Source organism: endosymbiont of Lamellibrachia barhami, assembly GCF_011947365.2.
Lineage (GTDB): Bacteria > Pseudomonadota > Gammaproteobacteria > Chromatiales > Chromatiaceae > QGON01.
Window position 1 is genome coordinate 1,135,439 of sequence record NZ_JAAVSH020000001.1, and the last position, 16,795, is coordinate 1,152,233.

Below are 16,795 nucleotides of genomic sequence, written 5' to 3' on the forward strand. Positions count from 1 at the left end.
TTTTCACTGCCAGAAACATTCGTGTGGCATATACTTTTCCCAACTACGCTTCCAACAGAATCGCAAATGCGCATACCTGGTTCCAACATTGTCCTGCCTCTACCCAACGCACTGCCGCAGGAGAACCCGATACAGAACCTCAAACCGGGGCAGATACTGCAGGCGACGGCACTGAGCGACACTCAGAACAGCCAGCTCAAACTTCAGATCGGTGTGACCCGTTTGATCGCCCAAACCCAGGTGGCGATAAAAAGCGGACAACAACTTACACTGAGCGTTGAAAAGGGCGGTAAGTTTCCAGAGTTACGCCTGCTCACGACCTTCAGCCGGGAGCAGCTGCAGGCCAATGCGCTGAAGATGCTTCTCCCCCGCCAGCAGCCACTGGCTCAACTCTTTGACAAAATTGCCGCCCAACTGTCGAATACCAGCAGCAACCCGGCGCCCGGAAATGTACGCCAAGCAATCGATGGATTGGTCGGCCGCCTGCTCTCCATCGACCAGCCTCAGTTCCAGCAGCAATTGCGCACAGCATTACAAAACAGCGGTCTCTTTACTGAAGCCCATCTGTTGCAGGGCAGCGGCAACCCCGCTGACCTCAAACTCAACCTGCTCAGACTATTTGAACTGATCAACACTCTGCTACCCGGGAAGGGCCTGAATCCCCAACAATCCGCCGCCGCATTAATAGCTTCCGATAGTAGCGGCACTCCATTACCAGCCGATTCCCCGCTTCGATTTCTACTGGATCTGCTGAAACAACTCGACGGCGGTCTGGCACGTATCCAATCCAATCAACTCGCCTCTCTGCCGCAAGAAGACCCGACACGACAGACCTGGCAGTTTGAACTACCTGTCCGACATATCGAACAACTGGATGTTTTCCGAATTCGGTTACAGAAGGAACCCGGGAAGAGCGGAGAAAAAGAGGATGCTGTCTGGAGTCTGACCCTGCGCATGAATCTGGAACCACTGGGCCCCATGCGTGTACAACTTCGCCTGCAGGGAGAGGCAATCTCAAGCGTACTCTGGGCTGAGCAGGCGGAAACAACCTCGCTGATTAAAAACAATCTGGAAAAACTGCGCTCCGCCCTGGAAAAAGCCGGTTTGGATGTCACAAAACTGGAAGCCTACCAAGGCAAAAGTGACAGTGATGAGCAACTGCCGCGCGGTCTCTCCCTGCTGGATGAAAAAGCATGAAGGAAGAGAAAAACAGCAAACCTGATCTGGCCATTGCCCTCAATTACGATGGTGAGAATACCCCAAAACTTACTGCCAAGGGACGTGGTGAACTTGCTGAACGCATCATGGCACTGGCGGAGGAACACGATGTACCGCTCTATGAAGATGCGGAACTGGCCGCCCTGCTCTCCCAGATCCCATTGGGAGACGAAATTCCAGAAGCGCTCTATCGTGCTATTGCAGAGGTAATCACCTTCGCCTATATCCTGTCGGGAAAGCGACCGCCGGGTTATGAGTAAACCTTTTCAAAGTTTGGGGTCAGAGTAAAAATACTCGAAGACTGTCACAGACATGGACAGGTACAAATATGAAAATCTTCCAACCAAAGTACATCATTCGAAAATAAATCGTGAAGAACCGACTAATGGAGAGTTTTTACTCTGACCCCAAACTCCCAGGCCGTCTCTGGCTGCGATCATCACTCTCTTTCTGTTCTGAACGCTCCTCCTCTTTTTTTTCGGCCCGCTCATACCGATCCACAACCTTGGAAAGCGCTTCGGTGCGGGTATGTTTACTGCGCCAGGTATCCTTTTTCACCGAGTGGTTCTGCTTGCTGGCAGCCACAACCGATTCCTGCTGTTTGATCGCCCCATCGAGTTTGGCGATAAAGGCACGGTACTCCTGCAGATGGACAGCAGAAATGCCCTTGCTGGACGCCTGTTCAAAACGCGTCAGATACTCCTGGTGATACTGCTTCAACTGCGTCAGCTTTGTCTCCTCTTCGTGCAGTGACTTTTTCGATCGGCGGTAATGTTGTCGTTGTGATAATCCTTATGATAAGTCCAGAGGCTGTGATACCTATTTTAATCCTCAAGGTTTTGCCAAAGGGAAGGCTCTATTGGCACTTCATGACGGGGATTCTAAAGCACTAAGCAAACTTAACACATTTGAGTTTACTATTTACCTCATTCAGCTTAATAAATATTATGCAGGCGATTATGTGATGCTGGATGAATACTGCACAGGGTTGAATGATCCCTCGCTTCCAGAAGCCTTGATGCGTAAAGGGGGTGGTTCTGTTGGTTTTGATATTACCAAGGGTATTGGTGGAATGAATGCAAACCGGTCTATGGAAATATTTTTTGCAGGAATAAAAGATTATATAAATACTGGTGGAGCAAATATTATTCGTGCGGGGCTTGATATAGATGTGGCAAAGGCAGCTGATCTAAAGGATGGAAAGCTTCTAGCTAAAAATTATGACTGTAAAAGTGAGGTTTTTACAAATCTTTATCAAAATATTATTGCCTACGCCAATAATAATCCGCCACGACACTATAGCGGTCTACCTGCCTTAAAAAGAAGCTGTCAAATCCATTCTGTGTCTAAAGGAGGTGAAGCAATGAAATCACAGTTCGTTTGCGAGTGTTTTGCTGCTGAATTTGACAAGATTGGAGTGGCTCGGGACGAGATTAACTGGCTAGGTGAGAATTATGATCAGGGGAAAAACTTCATGCAGCTAACGCAGAAATATGACGGTCTTCATGAGAAGATTGCCAGCTGTCTTTTTTAGAATTATTTACGGAATAGTCTACATACCTTGTAAATAGAGTAGGGCTCTTCATTGGAGGAATGGTTGAATGTGTACGAAACCATCTAGTGTTTCTTTTATGGGTAGAATTGGCATTAGTGTGATTTTACTGGGGTGTCTTTCTCTGCCTGTTTTTGCATTTGCCAGCGAATCTAATGAAAGGGTTCAATTAGCAGCTGTAGATGAGAGTACGATGACCAAAAAAGAGGAGCGTGAAGCAAAAAGAGCTAAGAAAAAAGCTGAGCGTGAAGCAAAAAGAGCCAAGAAAAAAGCTGAGCGTGAAGCAAAAAAGGCTAAGAAACAAGAGGCGAAACGAATTGCTCGGGAGGAGCAAAAGGCTAATAACAAGGCAGCAAGGGACAAAAAAATGGAAGGATACTATGCGGGGCTTGCATCCGTGAGTCCATCTACCGAGTTTCAAGGTGATCCTTGGCGTTTCCAGATGAGCTGTGGGCGTGAAAAATATTTTGGATTTCTTTTTCTTAATATCGATGGGGCAAACACCATGGGTGTGCTGAAGGGTTTTGCAAAATCATCCTATCGGAAATATGGTGTTCTCCGTGCAGATGGTAAATATAATAGTGCATCACGTAAACTTGAATTGCGGTCTTCAGGCTACGTAGAAGATAGGTTTGGACGCGATCTTCCACCTACTGATATTAACGCGATATTAGCAGAGGATGGCTCCTATATGGAAGGAAGTGCGGCGAACGCCAGTAATTGCACGACCTTTCAGGCCTGGAAAACTGAATTTGATACAAGAGTGAATCAGGAAGGCCTTGTTGCGAGCTTCCAGCCTCGCTCAAGGGCGAGTATTGAACAATGTGAGCAGTACTTAGAGTGGTATCTTGCTGCCAGTGAAGTGCTGGAAACACCTGGTGGGAAGGTCAGTTCTTCGGCTGTTGAGTCGAATTTGGCTTTTGATATGCTGGGTGTTGCTTACGATGGGTTGACTGCAAAAGATGCAAGCGTGCTTCAAAGTCTGGGGCAACAATGCTCGGGTCTTTTAGAAAACACTGGTGATACTAAACACGCAGCCCTATTGGATTCCTTGCGGAAGATCAGTGGGCAGTCTGCGGATTATGCGCCTTATATTTTTCAAAATACCGTTAAAAGTATCGGGTGGCATCGCAATATGTATTTTGCAACCTCTATCCGCGATGCGCGGAAACTTTTGCCGAAAATGGTTGAACAATTGAATGCATTGCCTGTGAATTTGGAAAGCTTGAAAAAAATTCAGGCTGATATTGATGAGACTGACGCTAAAGGCGGGCTATTCGCGACTTTGCCAGAAAGTGACAGGCAGAAATTCCTATCAGAGTTGGCCAGAGTGCAAAAAATCGTAGCAATTGGAATTGCAGATGAAAGTCTAGCGGCTGTTAATTGGGAAAGCTTTTCGGCATCCAAGGAAGGTATTTTGAAGCTGAAGACGACAAACGAGAATATGAAGTTATCTTATAGGAGTATTATGCCTTCGTTTGGCCTGTCTCGTATTGATCGTGAATTTGATAAAGTGAGCTTGAAACTGTCTCGTGAGTTGACTGACAAATTGATAGCGAAATACCAAACGGTCGATCACTCTCTTAATGGTTTGCGTGAATATCAAGTTGCGATCAGACGTGTTGGTAAAGAATATAGTGCTGTACTTACGCCAAAGCACCATAAGGAGCTGTTAAACCAACATATGAAACCGCTGTTAAAAAAAGCAAGGACTGCTTCTGTCAGCAAGATGCCAGAGTGGCTTGATCAACAAATTACTTCCAATCGCGCAGGCCTTGCAGAGCTTGATCAGATAGCTATGGATTTTTATGAGCGAGATATTGATGGATTGAAAAACCCTTCTGAAGCCGCAAAGGTTTCAACTGGTGTATTTGCTCCATTTTTGATTGCCAAGTCACGGCAGATCAAGCGTAGCGAATGTATTCTTCCATCGGGTTTTGAAGATATGGCTAAAGCATTTTGCCTGTGAGCGCATAAAGTCTGCCAACCATATCGAGTTCATCCGTCCATAGATTGTTTTCTTTGTCTAAATCTCAATTCTACCTGACATTAGACCCTGTTCAGGGCTAAAATAGCGGGTTATTTGGTGCCCTATGTCTGGGCATGAGTAGATTTAGAAGTGTGTACATATCTGTGTGCATATTCGGAGAATAGAGTTTGTCAGACAGTAATTATATCAATGAAATCAAACGGAGACGCACTTTTGCTATCATCTCCCACCCGGATGCGGGTAAGACCACATTGACCGAAAAACTGCTGCTCTACGGCGGTGCTATCCAGATGGCGGGCACGGTCAAGGGGCGCAAGGCGGCGCGTCACGCCACTTCCGACTGGATGGATATGGAGAAGGAACGAGGCATCTCGGTGACCTCGTCGGTGATGCAGTTCCCCTATCGGGATGAGATCGTCAACCTGCTCGATACACCTGGCCATGAGGATTTTTCCGAGGATACCTACCGCACGCTCACTGCGGTGGACTCCGCCCTGATGGTGATCGATGTGGCCAAGGGTGTCGAAGCGCGGACCATCAAGTTGATGGAGGTCTGCCGCATGCGCGATACGCCGATCCTCACCTTCGTCAACAAACTTGACCGTGAAGGACGCGATCCCATCGATATCATGGATGAGATCGAAAAGGTGCTGAAAATAGAGTGCGCCCCGGTCACCTGGCCTATCGGCATGGGCAAGCGTCTGAAGGGGGTCTTTGATCTGCGCACCGATACCACCCATCTCTTCAGCGCCACCCACGGAGGTAAGATCCAAATGGGTGAGATGATCGAGGGACTGGACAACCCCCATCTCGACGAGGTGTTGGGGGAGATGGCCCAAGAGTTGCGCGATGAGATAGAGCTGGTGCGTGGCGCCAGCAACGAACTCGATCTGGAGGCCTATGCGCGCGGTGAGCAGACGCCGGTCTTCTTTGGCTCAGCGATCAATAACTTCGGCGTCAGGGAGTTGTTGGACGCCTTCGTCGAGTACAGTCCTGCGCCCCTCTCCCGTCAGACCCAGCAGCGTCTGGTGGAGCCGTCGGAGAAGAAGTTCACTGGCTTCGTCTTCAAGATCCAGGCCAATATGGACCGGCAGCATCGGGATCGCATCGCCTTTCTCAGGGTCTGCTCCGGCAGTTATCGCAAGGGGATGAAGATGAAACATGTCCGCATCGGAAAGACGGTGCAGATAAGCAATGCCATCACCTTCCAGGCGGATGAGCGCAGGCATGTGGAGGAGGCCTGGCCCGGCGATATCATCGGCCTGCACAATCACGGCACCATCCAGATCGGCGATACCTTCACCGAGGGGGAGGAGCTGAAATATGAGGGCATCCCCTACTTTGCCCCGGAACTCTTTCGCCGGGTGGTGCTGAAGGATCCGCTCAAGCAGAAAGCGCTGTTGAAGGGGATTCTGCAACTCAGTGAAGAGGGGGCGACCCAGGTCTTTCGGCCAGAGAAAAACAACGATCTGATCCTTGGGGCGGTGGGTGTGCTTCAGTTCGATGTCGCCGTCGAACGTCTGAAGAGCGAATACAAGGTGGAGGCCATCATAGAGGCGGCCAGCGTCGTCACCGCCCGCTGGGTCGAGTGCGACGATGAAAAGATGCTGCAGCGTTTCAAAGATAAAAACCACGTTAATCTGGCGTTGGATGGGGATAACCAGTTGGTCTATCTTGCTCCTACCCGGGTCAATCTGAGTCTGGCCGAGGAGCGCTGGCCTGAAGTGCGCTTCCTGGCGACGCGAGAACTGTAGAAGGCCGGTTCAAGCGCAGCGGATCGGGCCTGCGGCAACGAAGCGTTAGTGGGCGCCGCTTCCACAATTCAATCAATCGAGGGGTTTCGATGGAAAACGAAAAAGTAGAAGCACTGATTTGTGCCGGAATGCCCGGCGCGAAAGTCACAGTGACTGGTGACGGCCGCCATTTTGAGGCGCTGGTCATCAGCGAGGACTTTGTCGGCAAGTCGCTGATCCAGAAGCACCGGATGGTGATGGCGACCGTAACGGAGCAGATTGCCAGCGATGAACTGCATGCGCTCTCCATCAAGGCTTTTTCTCCTGAAGATTGGGCGGCAAAGCAGGGCTGATCGCTATCGAAAAACTGTAGTTTTTCCATTTGTAATTCTCCCCCGGCATTCCATAATTAAGATAGAAAGTGGTGGATATTAAATGGAGGTATCCCATGTTCGTGATGCAGAAAAACACGAAAAAGATGGTTGAAGTCCTGAGTCTGGCCGATCTATTTGATCCTATGCATGGCGAAGTGGTCGGGCGGTTTCACGCGGGTGAGGAGATGCAGGATCCGGAAAAGTTCACCAAGGGCGATCTGCAGTTTCCTTCGGGTGAGGCTCTTCCCCGATGCTGGCTCGATTCGCACTATCGCGAAGGCTGAGCCACTTCATTTTCTTGGGTACATGAGAACATCGGTGGGGTTCGCCGCCGGTGCCGTCATCTGTAGTGAAGTAGGCCGGTTCAAGCGTAGCGGAACCGGCAGCATTCCTTGTGTTCCATCAAGCTTGGATTGCCCGATCCGCTACGCTTGATCGTGCCTACGCCTCGAGCAGCGGCAGATTTTCATTTCGGCCTGGATCTCGATGGCCGTGAGGATCAGATTGCCTTTGTGCGCCCGACAAGTGCTGTGAATACGACTTTTTTGGATGATCCGTCCATAGCGCTTTCCTGCCTCAGGCAGGGTCAAAGATTGGAACAGAGACAGGCCCTATAGTTTTTTCTGTTCTTCTTGCAGTAGGGTTTTTTGTCTGTCATTTGGTAGAAGGTGCGCAGGGCGCGCTGTTTGATCACCATGGTGCTGAAATGGCGTTTTTTTCCGGCTGGACGGGTATCGAACAGACAGGCATCTTTGGTGTTTTTACCCACCCGTTTATTGGCTTGCTTAAAGGCCCTTGTACCGGCGATCAGAATGTCTTCAGCGTTCATCTCACGGTTGTAGCCGCTGAGACACTTAATATTATTCCTCGGTTCATACGGGTTTTTGAACTGGAGGCTGATGGTGTAGATCGGCGGTTTGATCGACTCCTTCAGATAGAACGCCCGACACTTTTCGACCGGGCGTTTCCTATAGTTTGATTTCAGTTTTCTGTATCCGGCCCAGTTGTTGTCCTGTGCCTGCCAGTAGCGGGCAGCGTAGTGCAGGCCGCCGAGGTCCCGACCGGATCCAGGTTCACCGCAGAAGACATGCTTAAAGCCCTTCTGCTCAAACCAGACACGGCGCAGCTCATGGGCAAACTGTTTGTTGTCCCTGGCCTTGCTGAAGATACGCCCTCCGACGGCCTTGCGAATGCGCTGCAAAACCGCTGTATTGGATTTATCCAGCATCATCTGTTCAAAATCGACCGCCTCGACCTCATCTCCCCAGTTGCCACACAACGCCAGTACCTCAAGATCAAAGCCGGTCAGGTCGGGGTCTTCGGGGGCATGGCGGGTTCTGGGATCATTATCAAAAAAGGGCTGAAAGGCGAGCGCCGGCAGCGACAGGATCAATAGAAAAAATAACAGGGCTGTTTGTTTCATGGCTGTTTGACTCATTGATGATCTGCCTTGGTCTCTTTGGGTGCCAGAGTTCCAGGGGCGTTCCGGATAGACACTATCAGAGTGTACTCAACCCAATATGTCTTTGACCAGCTGTCGGCTCACCTGACGTCCCAGTTCGCCGATGGCGGTGGTGAGGGGGATCTCCTTGGGACAGACCTGCACACAGTTTTGCGCATTGCCGCAGTCGCTCAGGCCACCGTCTCCCATGATGGCGTGCAGCCTTGCCTCCCGGTCGTAGGCGCCTGTCGGATGGCTGTTCATGAGCCGCACCTGAGCCAAAACTGCAGGCCCCAGGAAGTCGCTGTCCGGCCCGAACTGGGGGCAGGCCTCCATGCAGCAGCCACAGCTCATGCAGCGGCTGAAGAGATGGTTTTCGCTCCACACCTGAGGCGATATGCGGGGGGCGCCCTGATGTACGTCCCAGGCGCCGTCGATCTCGACCCATGCCTTGACCTGTTTGAGTCCCTCGAATATCCGTGAACGGTTCACAAGCAGATCCCGCACCACCGGAAATTTGCCGAGGGGTTCCAGCACGATGGGCTGTGCCAACTCATCCACCAGCGCAGAGCAGGCCTGCTGTGGCCTGCCGTTGATGATCATGGAGCAGGCGCCGCAGACCTCCTCCATGCAGTTGAACTCCCAGACGACCGGTTCGACTCGTTCTCCGTCCGGGGTCACCGGCTCGTTGCGAATCATCATCAGGGCGGAGACAATGTTGTGCCCCTGTTTATGGGGGATGCGGAACGTCTGCCAATAGGGCTGGCTTTTCGGCCGGTCCTGTCGGCGTATGCGTAGCTCTATCGAATCGTTCATCAGCGATAGTCCCTCGGTTGCTCCGGCGGAATAATCGAGGTATCCACCGTTTCGTAGGATATACGTGGCCCATCCCCGTTATGTTCTGCCAGAGTGGTCTTCAGCCACTGGTCGTTTTTACGTTTCCACGCTTCACGATAGGCCTCAAACTCAGGATCGCCGGGAAACTTGCCCTCTGGAATCGTCAGCTTGAATTCGGCTTTGTAGTGGGCGCCCCGGCACTCATCCCTGGCACGGGCGCAGCGGGTGATGACCGCGCTGAGGCGAATCATCTCCTGCACCTGCCGGGTCTCTGCGAGGCTCTGGTTACTCCAGCCACTGCGGTCTCCGAGACTGATGTTGCGGGATCGCTGCTCCAATGCCAGTAACTCGTCATAGGCGAGATCGAGGGTTGGGTTGTCTCTCACCACGCCCACCTTTCCCGTCATCAGCGCCCCCAGCTCGTCATGCAGCTGGTAGGGGTTTTCATGCCCGTTGGATTTGAGCAGAGCCTCGTTGATTGCCTGCTCCCGGGCGACTCCCTCTGCGAAAAAACGGGACGGGGTCTCATCGCTGCTCTGTTCCAGCCCCCGCAGGTAGGTGGCTACCGACTCACCCGTCACCCGGCCGCTGAAGGAGGCGGAGAGCAGCGAGTTGGCCCCCAGCCGGTTGGCCCCGTGGTAGCCGCTGTCGCACTCGCCACAGGCGTAGAGACCGGGAATATTGGTGGCGTGGTTGCGCGGGCTGCCGTACTTGAGGCCGCCGCTCTGTTCATCCTTTTCATAGTCGATCCAGAGGCCCCCCATGGCGTAGTGGGCGGAGGGGAAGATCTCCATGGGAGACTCCAGTGGATCGCTGCCGTGAAACTTGCGGTAGATGTCGAGGATTGCGCCCAGCCGGGCGGTGACAAACTTTTTGTCCAGATGAGTGAGGTCGAGATAGACTTTGTCCGTGCCGCCGACCCCCTGTCCCAGTTCCCGCACGATCTTCCAGATAGCCCGTGAGGCCACATCCCGTGGCACAGTATTGCCGTAGCTCGGATACCACTCCTCCAGGAAATAGAAGCGTTCGTTTTCCGGGATGGAGCGGGGATTGCGGCTGTCCCCCGGCCGTTTCGGCACCCAGAGGCGTCCTCCCTCGCCCCGTGCGGCCTCGCTCATGAGACGTGTCTTGTCGTCCCCCAGCATGGCGGTGGGGTGGAACTGGAAGAACTCCGCATTGGCGAACCGGGCGCCCTGCAGGTAACAACGAAAGGCAGCAGCTCCGGTGGAGTTGGTCGAGTTGGTGGTGCGGTGCCCATAGACCTTGCCCATGCCGCCGGTGGCCATCACCACCGCGTCGGCGCGAAAGGCGCGCACCTCCAGCGAGTGCAGATTGAAGGCGATGATGCCTTTGCAGTGGCCGTCGTTGTCGAGCACCAGGGAGAGAAACTCCCACCACTCCCGTTTGTTGACCCTGCCCTGGGCTTCGTGGCGCCGCACCTGCTCATCCACCCCATACATCAACTGCTGGCCGGTGCTGGCACCGGCAAAACAGGTACGCTTGTTCTTCACGCCGCCGAACAGGCGCAGATCCATCAATCCCTCCGGGGTGCGGGAGAAGGTGACGCCCATGCGCTCGAAGGTGCGGATCAGTCCCGGCGCCTCTTCACACATCGACTGGATCGGTGGCTGGTTGGCGAGATAGGAGCCGCCCTTGACGGTGTCGATGAGGTGCTGCCTTACTGAATCCCGTTGACCTTTGGTGTCGAGCACCGCATTGATCCCTCCCTGGGCACAGACAGAGTGGGATCGTTTCACCTCGAACAGTGAGAACAGCTCGACACTGAAACCGGCCTCGACGATACGCAGGGTGGTCCAGAGTCCTGCCAGTCCGCCGCCGATGACAATGACACGAGGCATATTTTTCATCTGATAAACCCTAAAAGACCCTGCAGACCCACGGCACAGAGCAGGAGGGTAAATCCCATGCAGAGCAGGAAACTGAGCTGTTGCGCACGTGGTGTAACCGTGACGCCCCAGCTGATCCCCATGGTCCAGAGGCCGTTGCCCAGATGGAGTAATGAAAGCAGTAGTCCCAGCAGATAGAGCAGGAAGATCAGTGGATGTGAAAGCAGTTGCTGCATATGGCCAAACAGATCGGCCTTCACGGCGGGTTCCCAAATTCCCCAGAAGCGGGTCATGCCGACATGGGCGAGCAGAAAAAGCAGAATGGCGACCCCGGAGAGCCGTTGTAGCCAGTAGAAGCGATTGTGCAGCCAGGGGTAGCGGCGCAGTTCTGCCCTGCTGGAGCGTAGGATCACCAGGCCGTATCCGGCATGAAACAGGATCGGCAGGGCGATGACGAAGATCTCCAGCAACGGCAGGTAGTTCATGCGCTGCAAGGCGGCCACCACCTGTTCATTGTAGTGTGCCATGCCGAAACGTGACTGTGAGTTCTCCCAGAGATGGAAGATCAGAAAAGCACCCACCGGCAGCAGCCCGGACAGGGAGTGCAGTCGGCGCAGGAGAAAGTGGGGATTTTGTATGGATGCCTTCATGCAGGTAAACGTCACCGGGTCGTCTCATCATAACTTACCGTGTGATCGTGTTACCTGAACTGATCTGTCTCAGGAAAAAGTCATCTTCCCGCGCTCAGCTATTTTTAGAATGTTGTCGTCTGACCTGTGATTGAACCGGGGGGAAGGGAGGCAGCTGTTTTTAAGGGTGAACTATTCCTGCCGTCCCATCCCTCCATGTTTTGCAAGGCTTTCTCATAGATCGGGGTTACCCTTTTCGAAACCATGGTAGATGAAATGGTTGGAAGCGCTGCTGTGCAGGCCCGTTCCTTCGCCGATTCCGGGCGCATTTGCTGTCCTCATTGAGGGTGTCAGGTCAGTGGACAGATCAGAGTTGCCGCTGGCGAAACCGCGATAGATATCGAAATCCGTCATTGGAGAGTGGCTTCTTGTTCCTGCGGGACTACCTATTCCGGGTTGAACTGCGCTTGCTACTGATTTATAGGTGCTGCCCGTGGATAGATCAGGGTTGCCTGGGGCAAATCCGCGATAGATCTCCCAGTCGGAAGCTGCGCCCGCAGCCCCGGTAAAAAGGAGTGCGCTGATTGCGATGATTGATTTCTTCATGATTGAATCCTCAAGCATTGTATGGGGTGTCGGCATTGGGGTTTGTTGCCGCTTTCTAATATTCATACGTTTAACCCTGCTGTTCTGGATTCAATCGATGTGCAGTGGTGGAGTTTCTGGTCTATGGCTGAGGGTTATTCCTCCAAATATCAGTTTGTTGGAACAAGCCAAGATTTTCAGGGATTCGACCCTCATGAGAGTCGACTGACCTATTCTCCTGCCAGGACCCTCTCAATCGTTGCAATCAACTCTTCGGTCTTTACCGGTTTGGCAAGAAATTCATTGCCGCCAATATTGCTGCCCATCGACTCGGTTTCATCCTTGGTTACGATGGCGGTCATGAAAATGAATCTGATTTTGCATAGATCCTCGTCTTCTTTGAGCTGGCTGGCAACCTCTTCACCACCCATGTCCGGCATCATGATGTCCAGCAGAATGAGATCGGGCTGGAACTCCCTGGCGGTGGCAATCGCCTGACCTCCGAGGTTTTCGGTACGTACTTCGTAGTTTCCCGTACGTTCCAGATTGAGTTTGACCATGCGGGTGATCGCAGGCTCGTCATCAACCACCAAGATACGTTTTGTCATCACTTCTCTCCCTTATTCAGTTTAAACAGTACGACGACTGATGCCCCGCCTTCCGGCCGGTTGGTGATGTCGATAGCGCCATGATGCATGTTGATGATGTTGCGCGATACCGACAGGCCCAGTCCTGTGCCTTTTCCCACCGCCTTGGTGGTGTAAAACAGCTCGAAGATCTTTGTTCTGTCCTGCTCCCGGATACCGGGTCCGGTATCCGCCACTTCAACCCGGATGACCCGCTCTCCGATCCTGAAAATCGCTTTGCTGGCCGGTAGCAGGTCGGCCTCGTCTTCAATCCGTTTTACCTCACTGGAGATCTGCAGCACCCCATTATGCCCCATCGCATGCACTGCATTCATGAACAGGTTGATGAAAACCTGTTGCAGCTTGTTGCTGTCAAGTTCCAATGGGGGTAACGCTTTCGCCAGAAATAGCTGCACGGTGATATTGTGCTGGCGTAGTTCGTGGTCGACCAGATGCAGAGCGCTGGAGATTACCTCATTGAAATTACCCTGTTTCATCTCCAGTTTCTTGTCACGTGAGAAATCGAGCAGGCCATAGATTACCGTGTCCGCACGGTGTACGGCATCGTTTATGTCCTTGATGACGGCAACTGAAATCTCATCATTCGATATCTCCTGGGATAGATAGTCGACCCCCATCTGGATGATGGCCAATGGGTTTTTGACTTCATGGGCCACCCCGGCGGCCAGGCGTCCAATGGACTCCATCTTTTCCGCCTGCATCAGCTGCGTCTGTGCGGTCTGCAGCTCATGGGTGCGCAGTGCCACCTGTTTTCCCAGCATTCGGTTCCAGATGATAAAAGCAGAAAAGAGCAACAGAACGACGGCCAGACTCGCCAGCAGGCTGTACCAGAAGTTGCGGTCGCGCCAGAAGGCGGGTTCCTTGAATTTGATCCAGTGGGAGTGGATGGCCTGGATTTCGTCCTGCCTGAGGCTTGCCAGAACCTTGTCGAGAATAGACCGGAGCAACGGCCAATCGCTGCGCACGCCAATCGCCAGTTCCAGCCTGCCCAACCTGTGTTCAGGATCACTGACGATGTGCAGGTTGTTGATGCCTGCCTGATCGATCACGCTGGTGGCTGAGGCCAGATCAGTAATCATCGCATCCACCGCGCCCAGTGCAGTCAGTTCCAGACCGAACTTCACGTCATCCACCCGTTTGATCTGAATCTCCGGTTTGGCGGCAGAGATAAGCTCATCCCACAGGTAGCCGCGTACCACCGCCAGCTTATGACCCCGCAGCTCTTTGATGGTCTTGAAATGACGGTTTGAAACCAGCACCCCTGGCACGCTGATGTAGGGACGGGTAAACAGCAGGTAGTCACGGCGCTGGTCGGTTTTGGCGATTGCCGGCAGCAGATCTACCTTGCGTTGCTGTGCGATGGCCATGATATCTGGCCAGTTGCGCACCTGGATGATTTCAAATCTTACCCCCAGTCTCTTTTCGATCAGGCGTATATAGTCAGCTGCCATGCCGCTGTATGAACCGTTTTCGTCCAGCCTTTCGAAGGGCAGAAAATCCGGATCCGGGGCGATCCTGATAACCGGATGCTCTGTGAGCCACTGGCGTTCAGATACGGTCAGGGTCAGGCTTCCGGCCAGTCCAGTTCCGCCATGGATTAAACCAAGCAGCAGGCAGGCGTAACGGAATATTTTTGAACCGGTCATAGCACCCTGTAAGGTCTGATCTTCCAAAGTCCAGACATAGTATAGGAAGAACAAAGATCCTTTTCACTCGATCCCCTCATGAAAGATCCTGATTGGCTCAGCCTGCCTCCCTCCACTCGATCCCGCTGTCGATGCCGTGGTGCATCGCAGCATCGGGTTCCGGTTCTTTCATGGTCACCAGCTCCTCGGCGCTGATTGGGTGGATGGCGATGGTGCTGTCGAAGTCCGCCTTGGTTGCCCCCATCTTTACCGCCACGGCAAACCCCTGCAGCATCTCATCCACGTTGTCGCCGATGAGGTGGATGCCCACCACCCGTTGTTCCGGGCCTGCACAGACCAGTTTCATTGCGGTGGTGACGCCGTGGCTGGAGAGTGCATGGCGCATGGGCGTGAAATCGGTCTGGTAGATGGTGATCTTTTCATGCCGCTCACGGGCCTCGGGTTCGGTCAGGCCGACTGTCGCCACCGGCGGATGGGTGAAGACCAAGCTTGGAATATTGTCGTAGTCCACTCTCCGTTCGGGTTGGTCGTTGAAAAGCCTTTCTGCCAGGCGTCGACCTGCAGCTATGGCTACTGGGGTTAACGGTGTGCGACCGGTAATATCGCCGATGGCGTAGATGCCGGGGATGTTGGTGTTCTGGTATTCATCGGTGATGACGATGCCGTTGCTGCGTGTTTCGACGCCTGCGGCCTCCAGATTGAGCTTCCGGGTGTTGGGTGTGCGGCCGACCGCCCAGATCACGCAGTCGAAACCGTCGAGACGTCCGCCGTTTATGGAGTCGAGGGCGATGCCGGAGTCACTCCTGGCCAACCCTGCGACCTGAAAGCCCATCCTCAGACCGATCGACTGTTTCTTCATCTCTGCCATCAGAACATCGCTGATCATCGGGTCGAAGGCTTCGAGCAGGCGCTCCTCCAAAGCGGCTATGGTGACCTCTGAACCCAGTGCCCGCAGTACGCCCGCGAGCTCCACGCCGATATATCCGCCACCGATCACCGCCACTCGCTTTGGCTGCTCTGTGAGTTGGAAGAAACCGTCGGAGGTGATGCCCAATTCGGCGCCAGGCACGTGCGGTACGATGGGACGGCCACCGGTGGCGATAACGATGTGGTCGGCGCGGTAGATCTCGCCATCCACTTCGATGCGGTGGCTGTCGATGAAGCGTGCGTAACCCTGGATGTGGGTAATGCCGCTGTCTGCCACATGGCCGTCCCAGTAGCTGTTGATGTTTTGGATATAGTCCTCCCGCCTCGCAACCAGCTTGCCCCAGTCAGTTGCACCACGATGGGCGGGGATGCCGAAGCTGTCGGCATCGTCCACCGCATGGGCCAGGTTGGCGGCGTACCACATGATCTTTTTTGGTACGCAGCCGTTGTTGACACAGGTGCCACCCATCTTGTGGGCTTCCACGACCGCTACCCGTTTGCCGTACTGGGCGGCCATTTCCGCCACTGCAAGACCGCCGCTGCCGCCGCCAATTGCAATTAAATCGTATGCTCTGCTCATCTTTCTATTCCTGCATGTGGTGCTGTTGGTTTCATTGGGGATCGGAGCCGGATTTGACTCCGATCCCTTTGCAACGATCAGGCTGCCGCTTTGCCCTGTCCGGCGAGGTACTGTTCCAGTTCGTCGGATCCGCCGATGCGCTCGCCGTTGATGAAGACCTGGGGCACCATGGAGATTCCAGCCACCGCAGGTTTGCCTGCTGTGGAACCTGGTTCAATACCAGTTCTTCGAACTTGATGCCTGCGTCATGCAGCATTCCTTTGGCGCGGCACAGAAAGGGCAGCCTTCACGGCGAAGAGAGTGATATCCAACGGTTTTGCCGCATCCGGTGATGTTGAACAGTACAGGGTGTTTCGCGCCGGAGACCTCGGAAGGGTCGCTGGGAACGTCCGGCTCGATGAACATCTTCTTCGATCACGCCAGTCCTTCACCAACATGGAGTAGCGCCAGAGCGATCACCGAACCGAGAGATCCCGTTGATACTCAGCATGCCCATGCCACGGCTGAAGCCGCCGGGCAGAAGGTACGTTGTTCTTCAGTCTTCTGCCCGGTACGCCACTCGGCTGACAGCGTGTCGTTGAATTGAAATACACGATCTCATCCACTTCGGCGTTTGAACCCGGCGCCAATTGATTGTAGCGGGGCAAGCACATGGTGAAAGAGCAGGTCGGGGGTGAATGCACCGGGAAGGGCGAACACCACTACGGTTTTGAGCCCGAACACTGTCGGTGGTGACATCCACCTACCTCTGTGTTGCGACAGCAATGCTGCAACTGAACGAAGTACACA

The 16,795-nt window shown here is 53.6% G+C and carries 18 protein-coding genes and 1 pseudogene; 8 read left to right on the forward strand and 11 right to left on the reverse strand.

Annotated elements, in window-relative coordinates:
• The first annotated feature begins 66 nt into the window (after positions 1 to 66).
• Both fliK and G9Q73_RS05105 read left to right on the forward strand, forming a co-directional pair.
• Entirely contained in the window at positions 67 to 1,197 is a 1,131-nt protein-coding gene (fliK, locus tag G9Q73_RS05100) for a flagellar hook-length control protein FliK (RefSeq protein WP_177418834.1), read from the forward strand.
• Complete coding sequence (locus G9Q73_RS05105; RefSeq protein ID WP_177418835.1) at positions 1,194 to 1,478, forward strand: EscU/YscU/HrcU family type III secretion system export apparatus switch protein; 285 nt, start codon at positions 1,194 to 1,196, stop codon at positions 1,476 to 1,478. Before fliK ends, G9Q73_RS05105 begins: the two co-directional genes overlap by 4 nt.
• Before the next feature lie 136 nt (positions 1,479 to 1,614).
• On the opposite strand, the pseudogene fliJ reads toward G9Q73_RS05105, so the two are convergent.
• A pseudogene (gene fliJ / locus G9Q73_RS05110) lies at positions 1,615 to 1,983 on the reverse strand (flagellar export protein FliJ); the annotation flags it as partial.
• A 94-nt stretch (positions 1,984 to 2,077) separates the two neighbouring features.
• Here fliJ and G9Q73_RS05115 point away from each other — a divergent pair.
• From G9Q73_RS05115 to G9Q73_RS05135, 5 genes are all read left to right on the forward strand, one after another.
• Entirely contained in the window at positions 2,078 to 2,752 is a 675-nt protein-coding gene (locus G9Q73_RS05115) for a hypothetical protein (RefSeq protein WP_177418836.1), read from the forward strand.
• 67 nt (positions 2,753 to 2,819) lie between these two features.
• On the forward strand, positions 2,820 to 4,739 hold the full coding sequence (locus tag G9Q73_RS05120) for a hypothetical protein (protein WP_177418837.1): 1,920 nt from the start codon (positions 2,820 to 2,822) through the stop codon (positions 4,737 to 4,739).
• A 188-nt stretch (positions 4,740 to 4,927) separates the two neighbouring features.
• Complete coding sequence (locus G9Q73_RS05125; protein ID WP_177418838.1) at positions 4,928 to 6,514, forward strand: peptide chain release factor 3; 1,587 nt, start codon at positions 4,928 to 4,930, stop codon at positions 6,512 to 6,514.
• Positions 6,515 to 6,603: 89 nt separating this feature from the next.
• Positions 6,604 to 6,846: a BolA family protein gene (locus G9Q73_RS05130; RefSeq protein WP_177418839.1), complete on the forward strand. Its 243-nt coding sequence runs from the start codon at positions 6,604 to 6,606 to the stop codon at positions 6,844 to 6,846.
• 95 nt (positions 6,847 to 6,941) lie between these two features.
• Positions 6,942 to 7,151: an acetyltransferase gene (locus G9Q73_RS05135; protein ID WP_177418840.1), complete on the forward strand. Its 210-nt coding sequence runs from the start codon at positions 6,942 to 6,944 to the stop codon at positions 7,149 to 7,151.
• A 302-nt stretch (positions 7,152 to 7,453) separates the two neighbouring features.
• Here G9Q73_RS05135 and G9Q73_RS05140 read toward each other — a convergent pair whose 3' ends face one another.
• The 9 genes from G9Q73_RS05140 to G9Q73_RS20755 all read right to left on the reverse strand — a co-directional run bounded on the left by G9Q73_RS05140 (position 7,454) and on the right by G9Q73_RS20755 (position 16,191).
• A complete protein-coding gene (locus tag G9Q73_RS05140) occupies positions 7,454 to 8,290 on the reverse strand; it encodes an EndoU domain-containing protein (RefSeq protein WP_177418841.1) in 837 nt (278 codons plus the stop codon).
• An 87-nt stretch (positions 8,291 to 8,377) separates the two neighbouring features.
• A complete protein-coding gene (sdhB, locus tag G9Q73_RS05145; RefSeq protein ID WP_177418842.1) occupies positions 8,378 to 9,124 on the reverse strand; it encodes a succinate dehydrogenase iron-sulfur subunit in 747 nt (248 codons plus the stop codon).
• Complete coding sequence (sdhA, locus tag G9Q73_RS05150; RefSeq protein WP_177418843.1) at positions 9,124 to 11,013, reverse strand: succinate dehydrogenase (quinone) flavoprotein subunit; 1,890 nt, start codon at positions 11,011 to 11,013, stop codon at positions 9,124 to 9,126. The genes sdhB and sdhA overlap by 1 nt, the downstream gene beginning before the upstream one ends.
• Positions 11,010 to 11,642, reverse strand: coding sequence for a succinate dehydrogenase/fumarate reductase transmembrane subunit (locus G9Q73_RS05155; RefSeq protein ID WP_177418844.1), 633 nt, complete (start codon positions 11,640 to 11,642; stop codon positions 11,010 to 11,012). Before G9Q73_RS05155 ends, sdhA begins: the two co-directional genes overlap by 4 nt.
• 213 nt (positions 11,643 to 11,855) lie before the next feature.
• Positions 11,856 to 12,227 (reverse strand): hypothetical protein, encoded by a 372-nt coding sequence (locus G9Q73_RS05160; protein ID WP_177418845.1) that lies wholly within the window; start codon positions 12,225 to 12,227, stop codon positions 11,856 to 11,858.
• Between the two features lie 209 nt (positions 12,228 to 12,436).
• On the reverse strand, positions 12,437 to 12,814 hold the full coding sequence (locus G9Q73_RS05165) for a response regulator (protein WP_177418846.1): 378 nt from the start codon (positions 12,812 to 12,814) through the stop codon (positions 12,437 to 12,439).
• On the reverse strand, positions 12,814 to 14,499 hold the full coding sequence (locus tag G9Q73_RS05170) for a transporter substrate-binding domain-containing protein (protein ID WP_177418847.1): 1,686 nt from the start codon (positions 14,497 to 14,499) through the stop codon (positions 12,814 to 12,816). The genes G9Q73_RS05165 and G9Q73_RS05170 overlap by 1 nt, the downstream gene beginning before the upstream one ends.
• Positions 14,500 to 14,596: 97 nt before the next feature.
• A complete protein-coding gene (gene gorA / locus G9Q73_RS05175; protein WP_177418848.1) occupies positions 14,597 to 16,006 on the reverse strand; it encodes a glutathione-disulfide reductase in 1,410 nt (469 codons plus the stop codon).
• Between the two features lie 77 nt (positions 16,007 to 16,083).
• A complete protein-coding gene (locus G9Q73_RS20755; RefSeq protein ID WP_500814661.1) occupies positions 16,084 to 16,191 on the reverse strand; it encodes a thioredoxin domain-containing protein in 108 nt (35 codons plus the stop codon).
• A 146-nt stretch (positions 16,192 to 16,337) separates the two neighbouring features.
• Here G9Q73_RS20755 and G9Q73_RS05180 point away from each other — a divergent pair, with 146 nt between their 5' ends.
• The gene (locus G9Q73_RS05180) at positions 16,338 to 16,592 is read left to right on the forward strand and encodes a hypothetical protein (protein WP_177418849.1); all 255 of its coding nucleotides are present in this window, start codon (positions 16,338 to 16,340) and stop codon (positions 16,590 to 16,592) included.
• A gap of 11 nt (positions 16,593 to 16,603) precedes the next feature.
• On the opposite strand, the gene G9Q73_RS05185 is transcribed toward G9Q73_RS05180, so the two are convergent.
• A partial coding sequence (locus G9Q73_RS05185; RefSeq protein ID WP_304956557.1) for a hypothetical protein occupies positions 16,604 to 16,795 on the reverse strand: 192 nt, incomplete at its 5' end.

What these genes read in the sequence shown, in the direction of transcription:
- fliK (WP_177418834.1), top strand. Translation starts at nt 67, where the DNA reads ATGCGCATACCTGGTTCCAACATTGTCCTGCCTCTACCCAACGCACTG.
- G9Q73_RS05105 (WP_177418835.1), top strand. Translation starts at nt 1,194, where the DNA reads ATGAAGGAAGAGAAAAACAGCAAACCTGATCTGGCCATTGCCCTCAAT.
- G9Q73_RS05120 (WP_177418837.1), top strand. Translation starts at nt 2,820, where the DNA reads ATGTGTACGAAACCATCTAGTGTTTCTTTTATGGGTAGAATTGGCATT.
- G9Q73_RS05130 (WP_177418839.1), top strand. Translation starts at nt 6,604, where the DNA reads ATGGAAAACGAAAAAGTAGAAGCACTGATTTGTGCCGGAATGCCCGGC.
- G9Q73_RS05135 (WP_177418840.1), top strand. Translation starts at nt 6,942, where the DNA reads ATGTTCGTGATGCAGAAAAACACGAAAAAGATGGTTGAAGTCCTGAGT.
- G9Q73_RS05140 (WP_177418841.1), bottom strand. Translation starts at nt 8,290, where the DNA reads ATGAAACAAACAGCCCTGTTATTTTTTCTATTGATCCTGTCGCTGCCG.
- sdhB (WP_177418842.1), bottom strand. Translation starts at nt 9,124, where the DNA reads ATGAACGATTCGATAGAGCTACGCATACGCCGACAGGACCGGCCGAAA.
- sdhA (WP_177418843.1), bottom strand. Translation starts at nt 11,013, where the DNA reads ATGAAAAATATGCCTCGTGTCATTGTCATCGGCGGCGGACTGGCAGGA.
- G9Q73_RS05155 (WP_177418844.1), bottom strand. Translation starts at nt 11,642, where the DNA reads ATGAAGGCATCCATACAAAATCCCCACTTTCTCCTGCGCCGACTGCAC.
- G9Q73_RS05160 (WP_177418845.1), bottom strand. Translation starts at nt 12,227, where the DNA reads ATGAAGAAATCAATCATCGCAATCAGCGCACTCCTTTTTACCGGGGCT.
- G9Q73_RS05165 (WP_177418846.1), bottom strand. Translation starts at nt 12,814, where the DNA reads ATGACAAAACGTATCTTGGTGGTTGATGACGAGCCTGCGATCACCCGC.
- G9Q73_RS05170 (WP_177418847.1), bottom strand. Translation starts at nt 14,499, where the DNA reads ATGACCGGTTCAAAAATATTCCGTTACGCCTGCCTGCTGCTTGGTTTA.
- gorA (WP_177418848.1), bottom strand. Translation starts at nt 16,006, where the DNA reads ATGAGCAGAGCATACGATTTAATTGCAATTGGCGGCGGCAGCGGCGGT.
- G9Q73_RS05180 (WP_177418849.1), top strand. Translation starts at nt 16,338, where the DNA reads ATGTTGAACAGTACAGGGTGTTTCGCGCCGGAGACCTCGGAAGGGTCG.